The organism is Blautia sp. BCRC 81119, from assembly GCF_003184505.1.
Classification (GTDB): Bacteria; Bacillota; Clostridia; order Lachnospirales; family Lachnospiraceae; genus Blautia_A; species Blautia_A fusiformis.
Map to the genome: position 1 here is coordinate 13,805 of NZ_QJHD01000022.1, position 13,524 is coordinate 27,328.

The following is a 13,524-nucleotide window of genomic DNA, read 5'->3' on the forward strand; positions in this document are numbered from 1 at the left end:
CTGTTAACGATTTCTGTCTGTCAGGAATTCTCTGCAAAATCTCTTCCGCAAAAAACAGCCACAGTTTCACGGAAGCGGGAAGCCTCTGCCCGGCAGAAAATCTCTGCGTACATTTTAGTATGTAAAAGCGCTGTTGTCAAATCTTTCGTGGAAAATCCTGTACTTCTCTTGCACAGCATCCATTTTTCCTCTATACTGGAAAAAACATTATTATGGCGTTTTTATGGATTCATGTCCCGATCAGCCGGATCTGGTACAGTAATCTCCGGAAATGCTATATAAAAATGCTATATATATCTTATAAATTTACTATTATGAAAGAGGTATTGATCATCATGTGGATTGCAGATGGATGGAAAGAATATGAAGTTATTGATACATCAAAAGGAGAAAAGCTGGAGCGCTGGGGGGATTATCTTCTGGTTCGTCCGGACCCGCAGGTAATCTGGGATACTCCCCGCAAAAACCGTGGCTGGAAGCATATGAACGGACATTATCACAGAAGCAGCCGTGGCGGCGGTGAGTGGGAGTTCTTTGATCTGCCTCATCAGTGGGAGCTTCATTACAAGGACCTTACTTTTAATCTGAAGCCTTTCAGCTTCAAGCATACAGGACTTTTCCCGGAGCAGGCTGTGAACTGGGACTGGTTCGGTGAAAAGATCCGCAATGCAGGACGCCCGATCAAGGTCTTAAATCTTTTTGCCTATACCGGCGGCGCTACTCTGGCTGCAGCTGCAGCCGGCGCTTCCGTTACTCACGTGGACGCTTCCAAGGGTATGGTGAACTGGGCAAAAGAGAATGCTGCTGCTTCCGGACTTTCCGGTGCGCCGATCCGCTGGCTTGTGGATGACTGCGTGAAGTTCGTAGAGCGTGAGATCCGCAGAGGAAATCATTACGATGCGATCATTATGGACCCGCCTTCTTACGGCCGCGGACCTAAGGGCGAGATCTGGAAGATCGAGGATGCGATCCATCCGCTGATCAAGCTTTGTACGAAGATCCTCAGTGATGATCCGCTGTTTTTCCTGGTAAATTCCTATACTACAGGTCTTGCACCGGCTGTTCTGACTTATATGCTTGCTACGGAGCTGAAGCCCTGGAAGGGTAATGTGGAGTCACAGGAGATCGGACTTCCTGTAACAGAAAGTGGTCTGGTTCTTCCTTGCGGAGCTTCCGGACGGTGGAGCTCCTCCCGGTAGGATAAGGATGTTGTGGCATCCTTATTAGCTGGCACTTTTTTTCTGCTGTTGTGAACTGCTGTGAGTTGGTTTTTTTCCTTTCGAGGGGACACTTTGGCGTGGGCAGGGTTGCGAGAAGGGGAAGCACTCGGAGTTAGCGAAGGCCGTCTCCCCTTCTCGCGCTCTTCCCCTCCTGGCCACGCCGCTGTTCTGCGTTGTGGAATGTGATTCTGTATTGGCGGGATGATGGATTCTACTATGTTGGATGTGAAGCGTTGTGCCGATTTTTATCCTTACTATTCAATGGTAATACTCCGCGAGGCGTTTTTTGTGAGCGAAGGTCACAGAAAGCCCGAGACATACCACGCGAATTTATACGATCAGTATAAATTCTGTGCATCACAAAGCGTATTACTGAAAACGGAGTGAACAGTAACTTTTTATCAGGTATCTTTTTGTATTTTCTGATTATTTGTATTGAAACGCTTTTTTGATAGGTCTATAATATAAAAAAAAGGAGCGTGATCTTTATGAGTACGGAAACTACGAAGGATACTCTTCCTTTTACCTGCACGCCGGCTTATAACCGGGATGCCTGTAAGGGATGTGTCTGTTCTACCTGCTATGAACAGGAATTTTGTGACCGGTGCAGCTCCTGTGTAGAGCAGGGACATCGGAAGGAACGATGCAATGCTTATGAGGGAGCCTACAATTACTAACAAAAAAAGGATCTGAAAAAGGCAGAACTATTTGTAAAATCTAGCCTTTTACAGATCCTTTTTATTATTATCCACCACCCAACAGATCGGCACAGCCTCCCCTTCTCGACACCCCCGAATCCCGCACCCTGTCAGAACATTCACGCCCACCACAACGCCGAACAGCGGCGTGGCCAGGAGGGGAAGAGCGCGAGAAGGGGAGACGGCCTTCGCAACTCCGAGTGCTTCCCCTTCTCGCAAATTACCGCCTTCCAAAAGGCCGAACCTTTATCCTAAAAATAAAAAAAATAAAAACATATAAAAAAAGAGACCGTCAGACCAATAAAGTCCAACAGTCTCAAAAAAGAAAAAAACTCTTTTTATTCTTACACTTTTTTATTTATTCTTAACCTTCTCCAGCATCTCCTCAGCTCTCTCAATCTCACTCTTCTCATCCTTCGGAAGAACAATATTAAGAATAATCGCAAATACCGCTGCCGGAACAATACCGGAACCGCCGAAGATCAGGCTGATCGCCTGTGGCAGATGCACCAGGATCGCTGTATTGGAGCCAAGTCCATAACCAAGACCAAGTGCTACGGAAACGATCGTAACATTTCTCGGTCCGATCGGCCACTTGGTGATTAACTGGATACCGCTGACAACAATAGATGAGAACATCATAACTGCAGCGCCGCCAAGAACACTCTGCGGCATGATGGAAATCAGTGCTGCAAGCTTCGGGAACAGTCCGCATGCGATCAGGAAGATTCCTCCTGTAGCGATACAAAAACGGTTTACAACCTTATTCATTGCAACCAGACCAACGTTCTGACTGAAGGATGTGTTCGGAAGCACACCGAACAGTGCTGCGAAGGAAGATCCAAGTCCGTCACACATAACACCACCGGAAAGCTCTTTGTCTGTAGCCTCTCTTCCAAGACCACCCTCTGTGATTCCGGAAATATCACCAACTGTTTCAACTGCAGTTACAATAAACATGATCAGGATCGGCACGATCGCACGTGCGTCAAACACCCATTTTACAGGCATCAGTGCCGGTACCGCAAACCATTTTGCCTGAGCAACCTTGTCCCAGTTGAGAACCCAGGCCTTTGTAGCCTCCACAGTAGCACCTGTGTCATCTACATATGTAAATGTTGTAGGAAGTACCATAGCCATGATACTTACCAGAACGTATCCCACGATAATACCGATGAGGATTGAAGAAAAGCTTGTGAAGCCTTTTGTTCCATGTTTCAGTACAATGATCACGATCAGAACTACAAAGCCTACGAAAAGGTTTTCAAGAGAACCGTAATCCTTTGCGGAGCTTCCGCCACCGAAAGAGCTGATTCCCACACCGATCAGTGAAAGACCGATTGAAAGTACAACTGTACCTGTTACAACAGATGGGAAAAATTTTCTTAAGGGTTTCAGAAAGCTTCCCAGAACAGTCTCAAAAAGACCGCCGATAAAGCAGGCTGCCATGATCGAACCATAGGCAACGACACCATTTCCCATGACTCCGGCAACACTCTGACATACGCCGATGAAGCCTGAACTTGTTCCCATAACGATAGGAAGCTTGCCACCGACCGGTCCGATCGTAAAGACCTGTACAAGTGTAACAATTCCTGCGATCAGCATTGCATTCTGAAGTAATGCAACCTGAAGATCCCCTCCTGCTTCGATCCCGCAGGCAGCTGTGATGATCAGAAGCGGGGTAAGATTACCCACAAACATGGCAAGCACGTGCTGCAGTCCAAGGGGAATTGCCACCTTAAGAGGTGGGCGTCCGTCCAGCTCATAAGGGCTGGCTGTGTTTTTCTCCTGTTTTTCCATAATGAATCCATCCTTTCTTTCCCTATGTCCTGACGATAACATAAAAAAGAAGGCAGTTATACCCACTGCTGAATATAACCGCCCTGTTATCTGTCAGTACACGTATCGTGTCTCTTCTGTTTCGACACTCTTATCTGAACTGTTATTTCAGACTCCTGAAAAACGGGTTCATTATACAGTATCCCAACATCTATATCAAGTGTTAATTAACAAGTTGTTGATTTTTTTGCAGCTTTTTTCGCCTGGCTCTCACTCCAGAGCTCATCTGCCTGTTTCTTCCATACCTCTGCATAATGATCACACTTTGCACAGAGATGCTCCGCTGTCTCCGGAGACTGAAGATCTGTAGATTTCGCTCCTGCACGCTCAACCATCTTGCGGAGAAGCTCAGGATTTTCAAGCATCGGACATGGACGAAGCATATTTTTGTTGAACGGCTGACCCTTGTGATACTCCATAAAGATCGGGCTCTTCAGCGCCTCAAGGAGTGTACATTCTTTAATGTTCGCATTGGAGAAATGAATGAATACACAAGGATCCACATCCCCGTTTGCATTGATATGGAGGTAACGACGGCCACCTGCGATACATCCGCCTACATACTCTGCATCGTTCTGGAAGTCCATAGTGAAGAGAGATTTTGTGGCACGGAATCTGCGGACGCTGTCATACATTTTGATTCTCTGCTCCGGTGTGGGGAGGAGATCTGCTGCTGCATCATTTCCAACCGGCATATAGTGGAAGAACCATGCAAAATAAGCTCCGCACTCGATCAGATGATCAAAATACTCCTCACTGCTTACTGCATCTACGTTTGCGGATGTGTAGCATGTGGAAACACCGAACGGAAGGCCGTGGCTCTTCAGAAGCTCCATGGCGTGCATAACCTTCTGATATACACCATCACCACGACGTCCGTCTGTAGTTGCCTCTGTTCCCTCAAGGCTGATAGCCGGAACGAAGTTTTTCACACGGAGCATTTCCTGACAAAATTCTTCGTCAATAAGAGTTCCGTTTGTGAAGGAAAGGAACTCGCAGTCCGGATTCATCTCACAGATCTTAATGAGATCCTTTTTGCGGACCAGTGGCTCACCGCCTGTGTAGATGTACATATAGGTTCCCAGTTCTTTACCCTGTTTTACGATAGAATCGATGGTCTCAAGATCCAGGTTCAGCTTGTGGCCATACTCTGCTGCCCAGCATCCTGTGCAATGAAGGTTACATGCGCTGGTAGGATCAAGAAGAATTGCCCACGGTACATTGCAGTCATTCTCTTCTGATACCTTTTCCTGCGTTGCACTTCCCTTAAGACTGGCATTTACAATAAAGTTGCGGAAAAATGTCTGGCGTACGCCTGCATCCAGCTGATACATACGAAGGATCAGCTGATACCAGTTGTCCTTTGCCTCGATGGAGTGACGGATCGCATTTCTCTGTCCTGCATACCAGCCATCCGGTGTTACTTTATCAACCATTTCCATGATCTTCGGTATATTTGTCTCCGGATCCTTCTCAAGATAATCCAGTGCTTTTGTTACGGTAGCTGCGATCGCTGCCTGTTTTGCTTTGTCTACGATTCCCATACTCTATTTCCTCCTATGTTATTATCTAAAGTGATTGGTTATTTTTATGTTTATGTTTAAAGCCGACTCTTGATGATCTTGATCGTCAGGATCCCGACCCATAGATTGAGAATCCCTTCCAGTAAAATGGAAAATCCTACCAACACCATCATCATAGCTGCTGCTTCAAATGGTCTGATAAAAACCAGAACTCCGATCACTCCGGTGACCAGTGCGATCAGCAGGATCTGCCACCACAACGCCAGACCGAATCTCTTCGCATCTACAGACATCTGGATCTTAAACAGGGCATCTGCCAGGATCAGGATTCCGAACACGGAAAAAATAAGATCCACTGCGAAATTTTTTCTGGCTATCAGGATCACTCCCACTGCCATCAGCAGGATCCCGAAAGCCAGATCAAACTGAAATGCCAGACAGAAAGCATCTCTCGTGAAATATCCGCTGATTTTAATAGCTCCGTACAGGATCAGCATGATTCCCATAAGCACGCACAGCATTTTTACAGAGCTTTTGGGCCTTGCCATCAGAAAAATACCCAGCACACAGAACAGTAATGACATGACGATGTAGATGTTTTTTATAAGCTTCAGCTGTTTCAGGTCATCCATATGTTCCCTCCTTGATAATTTTTTCTCATTTATTGTACTGAATTATACATCCCTGTGTCGTTTAAAAAAACAGACAAAAAAGAGCCAGTGCCTAAATTTCAGACACCAGCTCAAAATTAACCGTTTCTATACCTTAATAATATTCGAGGACATTCCTGTTCTACACTAAATGGATATTTTTAATCTTCATTTAGTTGAGATCATAGCTTTTATTTCAGATTTTTGTACTGACTCTCAAGGCTCTTCTCGTAAATATACTCCAGCTTATGCATATCTGACAGGATATCATAATCCATATCATGCCGTAGCCAGTCCAGGATCACTCCCACAAATACGCATTTATAATACCGGCTTATAAGATGCCTATCTTCCTGATCCATTTCAAAGTCTCCGACCGCCCTGTTGATCAGCTCCTCCACCACACGCTCTGCGGCATGATCCAGATAATCGGCAAATACATCCCTCTGGATCGAGCGGTACAGATGTATCATGGCTTTTTTGTTCTTCTGAACTGCGTTGACAAGGATTTCCATACAGTCGCTGACTGATTCCGGTACTTTCTGATCCTTCAGAATGTCATTCAGCTCTTCCTTTACCATTGCTTCCACTGCATCCGGAATATCTCTGAAATGGTAGTAAAATGTATTCCTGTTTACTCCACAGCGTTCCACGATGTCCTTTACCGTGATCTTGGACAATGGTTTTTCGTTCATAAGTTCCGTCAGTGTATGCAGTATGATCTGTCTTGTAAAACCTGGCATTTTCTCTCCCCCATCACAAGCTTTCCTCGGGTTATTTCCTTATTATGTCATAAAAATAACATACTTTCAAGCAACAACATGTTCGAAAATGTCCATAAATCCCCGGAGATCTTTCTCCCGATAACTGTCCCATGACCTGGCTGAACAAGGTTTTGTCAGATCTCTTCTTTCTGTTCCTGCACTTTTTTCTCTGGCTGAACATGAACGATTCCCTCCACAACGGTATGGTTTCTGACCTGATTTACCACAATATCCAGATTTTTCCAGCTGCATCGGAATTGTTCTCCGTCCTCCGGTACACGTTCCAGAACTCCGCAGACAAAGCCGCTGAAAGTATCATATTTTTCTACAGGAAGCTCCACATTTATGACCTCTGCCACATCATCCAGGATCGCTCCTCCCTGTATTTTCCAGATATGTTCTCCTGTCTTCTCAATATCATCCGGCTTCGGCAGATCTGTCCTGTCGTCAATATCTCCCACCAGCGTCTCCACAAGATCATGCAGAGTGACAATTCCCACAAAGCAGCCGTATTCATCCAGCACTACTGCAAAATAATCCCGTTTTTCCCTCATTTCCCGGAAGATCAGGTTGGCACGCATGGATTCCGGTACAAAAAACGGTGAATAACAGGCATGATGCAGAACAGCTTCTCTGGATCTGTCATCCAGGCGGAAATAATCTCTGGTGTCCAGAATATGGATAATATCATCCTGGTCTTCCCCGCATACCGGATAAAAGGTGTGACGGTTCTCTCTGATGATCCGTTCCCATTCCTCATCGGAGTCTTCCATATAGAGGACAACCACATCTCTTCTGTGTGTACAAATCTCATCTGCCGCAGTATCATCCAGGTCAAAAACATTCTGGATCATCTCGCTTTCTTCCTGCTGGATGCTGCCCTGTTCATTTCCCTCTGTAAGCAGCATACGGATCTCTTCCTCTGTGGCCTGCTCCTCTTTTTCTTCCGGTTTGATCCCCATCAGATACAGCACACCATTGGCAGTTACTGTCAGAAGTGCAGTAGCCGGCCAGACTGCGATCATCGCGATCTTAAGAAGTCCTGCCAGACGCAGAGACAGCTCATCCGGATTTTTCATTCCCAGACGTCTTGGCACCAGTTCTCCGAACAGAAGACTTACATAGGAAAGCAGTATGGTCACAATGATCATGCATACGATCTTCAGAATATTCTGCGGTACATCTATCCCTGTCTTTATCAGTGCCTCTGTCATCGGCTGTGCAAAATATTCTGCCGCAAAAGCGCTCTGCAGAAATCCTGCCGTAGTTACCGTTACACGGATCGCTGTCATAAAATGTGCCGGCTGTTCTGTAAACTTTATCAAAATCTGCGCCCGGTGATCTCCCTCTTCCGCCAGCACCCTCATCTTTGCTTCATTCATGGACAAAATCGCCATTTCCGCACCTGCGAAAACAGAATTCAGAAGGATCAGGAACACCAGTAAAACAATTGCCTGTATCATATTTTTATTCCCCTCAGTATCGTCCGGAATTATTCCGAACCAATTATAATACAGAAAGCGGACCGTTATCATCCGCTTTCCTGTTGCTTATTCTGATTATTATTACATAAGATAGCATAACCCTTCCGGTCTGTCAAACCATCAACCTCCAACCAGCAATATACTATGATATAAAAAGCAGCAGATACATACAACAGAACGGCCTTTCATCTTCCACTCTGCTGCATGCCTATGAACATCATCGCTGCACGACCTATGTTCACTCTGCTGCTTCCTTTTCCATATGATGTTTCGGAAATTCCATAAGGATCTCGGTTCCCTGTCCCGGTTCACTGTTAAGCCACAGCCTGCCGTTCAGAGTTTTTACCCCGTGCTTCACAATAGAAAGGCCAAGACCGGTTCCGCCGATTTCCTTGGAATGGCTTTTGTCCACCCGATAAAAGCGTTCAAAAATGCGTTCCTGATCTTCCTTCGGAATACCGATCCCTGTATCCCGCACATTCACGCGAACTGCATCCTCGCCATCCTTCAGTCTCACAAAGACCTCTCCACCCCGGCGGTTATATTTGACAGCATTATCGCAGACATTATAGAGAACCTCTTCCATGATCGTCGGCACTGTATCCAGCACTGTACTTCCGCCTTCCATATACATATGCACTTCCTGCTTTTCGGCAGCTTCATGTAAAGTAGAAAAAATATCATGAGTCAGACTGTAAAGATCCAGTTTTTCCCACTGATACGGCAATCCACCCTCATCCAGACGGGAGATCCGGATCACATCCCCAACCAGACGGATCAGTCTCTGCGCTTCCTTATAGATGCGTCCTGCAAAAACCTTCACATCCTCATCCTTCACAAATCCGTCCTGCATGATCTCAGCAAATCCGGAAATGGAAGTCAGCGGCGTTTTCAGTTCATGGGAAACATTGGCGGAAAATTCTCTTCGCAGCTGTTCCCTTTCTACTTTTTCGGTCACATCCACCAGAAGGATCACCGCACCCTCTGTCTTATTTTCTCTTGTGACAGGATTGGCGATCACCTGAATCTCACTGCCATCCAGACGAAGGATCTTGTTCTCATGCTTTCCTTCAAGGACCTGCCCAACGACACCTCGAAACTCCTCCGAGCGGTTCAGAAGATATACACTTTCTCCTGTTTTGACCTCCTTTACTTTAAGAAGCTTTCCCACACTGGAGTTGACAGAAAGTACCATGGTATAACGGTCGATCACAAGAAGTCCCTCCTGCATGTTCTCCGTGATAATAGAAAATTCTTTCTGCTGTCTTCTGGCTGCCTCAAGCTGCAGACGGATCTGCCGGCTCTGTCTGCCGATCTTGCTAAGAAGCGGCTGTACCTCATCATAGGCATCATTCTCATCCGGATGCTCCAGATCAAGCCCATTAAGAGGTTCCACAACCTTCCCGGAAAGCCTGGATGCAAATACGCCGGACAGGAGCAGCATAAGTATCAGAACTGCAGCAAAAGGCGGAAGCAGCTGCAGGAGCAGCATCCATACAGAAGCCTGGTTACTGGAAACTCTCAGCACATTGCCATTTTCAAGGCGTACTGCATAATACATTGTTTTTTCGGAAAGCGTGGATGACATTCTTTCATCCGCACCTTCTCCGTTGATCTCTGCTTCACGGATCTCCTTGCGATGTCCGTGATTATCCATGCTTTCCACATTTGCCTCATTGTCGTAGATAACTTTTCCACTTTCATCCACATAAGTAATCCTGGAATCCTCATCATTCAGCTTCTTCAGATAATCTGTCCCGGTACTTTCCACGCCTCTGGAAATATACACGGCTTCTTTCTTCAGCTCACCCATCAGCTGTCCCTGAAAATAGTGATAAAGGATTCCCACGACAAATGCCAGTCCCAGTGCTGTGATCAGTGATGAAACCAGCATGATATACTTAAATATTTTTTTACTCAAAGCTCAGCCCTTTCCTTTCTCCGAAATCTATATAGCATTTTACAAAAGCAATGTAAAAATAATTATCCGGAAAAAGTTAAATCCTTGTAAATTTTATCACATTATAAAAAGTGCTGTGATATCCTTTCAATACCACAGCACTTTTTTTTGCAATAATGCAACTCTTTGCAATCTGCTCTTACTTATTTCTATTCCTCAACAAAATAGTTATCTGTATGACTGGAACCGCTTCTGTGGTTTCCTGTGATGGAATATTCCACCCACTCTGCAATGTTCACAGCGTGATCACCGATACGCTCGAAATATTTTGCAGCCATAAGGATATCCAGACCGATGTTTGCATCCGGCTTTCCGTTATTCAGGACCTCGGCCAGCTTTTCCTTAATATCATTGAAGGCATCGTCCACCTTATCATCATCGTCAATAACCTTTCTGCAAAGCTCAAGATCACCCTTTACAAAGGCATCGATGCTTTCTGTAACCATCCGGACAGTATCCTCTGCCATCTTCCGGATATTAATGATATCTCCGGTAACTGCTTTGTCCTCGATATGCTTGGACAGATCCGCAATATCTGCTGCCTGATCACCGATGCGTTCCATATCGGAGATCATCTTCAGCGCTGCGGAAATGGATCGCAGATCTCCGGCTACCGGATGCTCATGAAGAAGAAGCTTCATGCAGAGATTTTCAATCTCTTTTTCCTGTGCATCGATCTCTTTTTCCGTCTCAAAGATCTTGCCAATGAGAGTCATCCCGCCTTCACCCTGAATAGCTTTGGCAGAAAGTGAAATTGCTTTTTCGCAGAGACTTCCCATGGTGATCAGTTCCACGTGAAGCTCTTCCAGCTGTCTTACAAAACGTTCTGACATAATATCAACCAAACCTTCCTGTAATATAATCCTCTGTACGCTTATCCGCCGGCATGGAGAACAGCTTGTCTGTATCCGCAAATTCCACAACCTCACCAAGAAGGAAAAATGCTGTCTTGTCGGAGATACGGGTCGCCTGCTGCATGTTATGTGTGACCATGACAATGGTGTAATCCTTTTTAAGCTCTACTGCCAGATCCTCGATCTTGGAAGTGGAGATTGGGTCCAGGGCAGATGTGGGCTCATCCATAAGAAGTACCTCCGGCTGTACTGCCAGGGCACGGGCAATACAGAGACGCTGCTGCTGTCCGCCTGACATTCCAAGAGCACTTTTTTTCAGGCGGTCCTTGACCTCATCCCAGATTGCCGCATCACGGAGAGATTTTTCCACGATCTCATCCAGCTTTGCCTTGGAACGGATACCGTGTGTTCTCGGACCGTATGCAATATTATCATAAATGCTCATCGGGAACGGATTGGGCTTCTGGAATACCATTCCCACACGTTTACGCAGAAGATTCACGTCCATATCTCCGTAAATATCTTCCCCGTCAAGCTCTACCTTTCCTGTGATGGAACAGCCTTCCACAAGGTCGTTCATACGGTTTAAGGATTTCAGAAGTGTGGATTTACCACAGCCGCTTGGTCCGATAAATGCTGTGATCTCTTTTTCCGGGATCTCCATATTGATTCCCTTCAGGGCATGAAAGTTTCCGTAATGGAGATTCATATTGTCAATTGAAATTTTTGTATTTTCACTCATGATCGATCATTATCCTTTCGCAATTTTTCTGGCTACCAGACCGGACAGTCCGTTGATAACAAGTACAAATGCCAGAATGACTACTGCTGTTGCAGATGCCTGGTTTACATGAAGTCCCTCACTGGAAAGCACATACATGTGAAGTGCCAGGGTACGTCCGGAACCCATCAGGCTGTTTGGAACTGCCGCAACAGTACCGGAGGTATAAAGAAGTGCTGCAGTCTCACCTACCACACGTCCGATGGCCAGGATCACACCTGCCAGGATTCCAGGAACTGCGGAGGGAAGTACAATCGTAAAAATAGTACGGAGCTTGCCTGCTCCAAGTCCGAAGCTTGCCTCACGGTAAGAATCCGGAACAGATTTCAGTGCTTCCTCAGCGGTACGCATGATCAGGGGAAGTACCATGATCACCATAGTCAGTGCACCGGAAAGAAGAGACATGCCCCAGTGCAGTGCAGTTACAAAGAACAGCATACCGAACAAACCATATACGATAGATGGAATACCGGAAAGTGTCTCTGCGGTAATACGGATCAGCTTTACAAAACGGCTGCCTTTTTTTGCATATTCCACAAGGAAGATCGCTGCAAAGATTCCTACCGGAGCGGCAATCGCCAGAGATACCAGTGTCATGATCAGGGTATTGATCAGTGACGGGAGAAGGGAAACGTTCTCTGAGGTATAGGTAAGGCTGAACAGACTTGCATTCAGATAGGGAATACCTTTTACAAGCACATAGCCGATCAGGAAGAACAGCAGTGCAAACGTGATCACTGCTCCCAGCAGTGTGAGAAATGCCAGGATTCCTGCACCAGGATGTCTTGCATAAGACTTCAGCTGGTCTCCTATGGTAAGTGTATTTCTTTTTTTCATGGTTGTTTCTGCCGCAGGATCTGCAGTTACTGATACGTTAGTTTGCATACTCCGCCCTCCTGTTCAGCAGTGAAAGACTTAAGTTGATGATCAGGATAAATACAAAGAGTACAACTCCTGTTGCGATCAGTGCTTCTCTGTGAAGTCCTGATGCATATCCCATCTCTGTTACGATGTTTGCAGTCATGGTACGGACACCCTGAAGAAGTCCCTTCGGCATACGTGGCTGGTTTCCGGCTACCATGATCACGGCCATGGTCTCACCGATGGCACGTCCGATCCCAAGGACAACGCCTGCCAGGATTCCTGACTTTGCTGCCGGAAGCATAACAAAGAAAATGCTTCTCTCTTTTGTTGCGCCAAGTGCAAGTGAGCCTTCATAATAGCTTTCCGGAACGCTTCGTACTGCCGATTCCGTAACTCCGATGATCGTCGGAAGGATCATGATTCCCAGAAGGATACATGCTGCCAGCATACTGCTTCCGGTTCCTCCGAACAGCTGGCGGATCAGCGGCACCAGGAGAACCAGACCAAAATAGCCATATACGATGGATGGAACGCCTGCCATAAGCTCAATACCGGATTTCAGTGGTTTATAGATTTTTTTCGGGCAATATCTTGCCATAAATACGGATGTAAAAAGTGCGATCGGAACTCCGATAAGGATTGCTCCTGCAGTTACATAAATACTTGCCACGATCATTGGCAGGATTCCGAATTTATCGTTTGTTGGTCTCCATTCTGTTCCGAAGAGGAATTTTAAGGGACCGATCTTTCCCATTGCAGGAAGGCCGTTTGCAAAAAGGAACACACAAATAAGAAATACTGCGAGAACCGATGCACAGGCCGCAATGAGAAAAACGACCTTCATGGCCTTTTCTCCTAAATGATTCATAAGACACCTTTCTCTC

12 protein-coding genes are annotated in these 13,524 nt (G+C 46.0%); 2 read left to right on the forward strand and 10 right to left on the reverse strand.

Annotated elements, in window-relative coordinates; all coding sequences use genetic code 11:
* The first annotated feature begins 335 nt into the window (after nt 1-335).
* Nucleotides 336-1,199: a class I SAM-dependent methyltransferase gene (locus DMI82_RS13335; protein WP_092069884.1), complete on the forward strand. Its 864-nt coding sequence runs from the start codon at nt 336-338 to the stop codon at nt 1,197-1,199.
* A 509-nt stretch (nt 1,200-1,708) separates the two neighbouring features.
* Nucleotides 1,709-1,897, forward strand: a complete 189-nt coding sequence (locus DMI82_RS13340) for a hypothetical protein (RefSeq protein ID WP_110103587.1) — start codon at nt 1,709-1,711, stop codon at nt 1,895-1,897.
* A 375-nt stretch (nt 1,898-2,272) separates the two neighbouring features.
* Here DMI82_RS13340 and DMI82_RS13350 read toward each other — a convergent pair whose 3' ends face one another.
* From DMI82_RS13350 to pstC, 10 genes are all read right to left on the reverse strand, one after another.
* Nucleotides 2,273-3,721 carry a uracil-xanthine permease family protein gene (locus DMI82_RS13350; RefSeq protein ID WP_044962082.1) on the reverse strand — a complete coding sequence of 483 codons (1,449 nt, stop codon included), beginning with the start codon at nt 3,719-3,721 and terminating at the stop codon, nt 2,273-2,275.
* A gap of 206 nt (nt 3,722-3,927) precedes the next feature.
* On the reverse strand, nt 3,928-5,304 hold the full coding sequence (locus DMI82_RS13355; protein ID WP_021652466.1) for a radical SAM protein: 1,377 nt from the start codon (nt 5,302-5,304) through the stop codon (nt 3,928-3,930).
* Nucleotides 5,305-5,360: 56 nt separating this feature from the next.
* Complete coding sequence (locus tag DMI82_RS13360) at nt 5,361-5,915, reverse strand: HdeD family acid-resistance protein (RefSeq protein ID WP_110103589.1); 555 nt, start codon at nt 5,913-5,915, stop codon at nt 5,361-5,363.
* Between the two features lie 209 nt (nt 5,916-6,124).
* Complete coding sequence (locus DMI82_RS13365; RefSeq protein WP_092069733.1) at nt 6,125-6,676, reverse strand: TetR/AcrR family transcriptional regulator C-terminal domain-containing protein; 552 nt, start codon at nt 6,674-6,676, stop codon at nt 6,125-6,127.
* Between the two features lie 155 nt (nt 6,677-6,831).
* On the reverse strand, nt 6,832-8,160 hold the full coding sequence (locus tag DMI82_RS13370) for a hemolysin family protein (protein WP_242981839.1): 1,329 nt from the start codon (nt 8,158-8,160) through the stop codon (nt 6,832-6,834).
* A 259-nt stretch (nt 8,161-8,419) separates the two neighbouring features.
* On the reverse strand, nt 8,420-10,102 hold the full coding sequence (locus tag DMI82_RS13375) for a sensor histidine kinase (RefSeq protein WP_330409267.1): 1,683 nt from the start codon (nt 10,100-10,102) through the stop codon (nt 8,420-8,422).
* A gap of 188 nt (nt 10,103-10,290) precedes the next feature.
* Nucleotides 10,291-10,974, reverse strand: a complete 684-nt coding sequence (gene phoU, locus DMI82_RS13380; protein ID WP_059086668.1) for a phosphate signaling complex protein PhoU — start codon at nt 10,972-10,974, stop codon at nt 10,291-10,293.
* Nucleotides 10,975-10,978: 4 nt separating this feature from the next.
* Nucleotides 10,979-11,737: a phosphate ABC transporter ATP-binding protein PstB gene (gene pstB, locus DMI82_RS13385; protein ID WP_021652472.1), complete on the reverse strand. Its 759-nt coding sequence runs from the start codon at nt 11,735-11,737 to the stop codon at nt 10,979-10,981.
* 9 nt (nt 11,738-11,746) lie between these two features.
* Nucleotides 11,747-12,661, reverse strand: coding sequence for a phosphate ABC transporter permease PstA (gene pstA, locus DMI82_RS13390; RefSeq protein WP_110103591.1), 915 nt, complete (start codon nt 12,659-12,661; stop codon nt 11,747-11,749).
* The gene (gene pstC / locus DMI82_RS13395) at nt 12,651-13,508 is read right to left on the reverse strand and encodes a phosphate ABC transporter permease subunit PstC (protein WP_021652474.1); all 858 of its coding nucleotides are present in this window, start codon (nt 13,506-13,508) and stop codon (nt 12,651-12,653) included. Before pstC ends, pstA begins: the two co-directional genes overlap by 11 nt.
* Nucleotides 13,509-13,524: the final 16 nt, after the last annotated feature.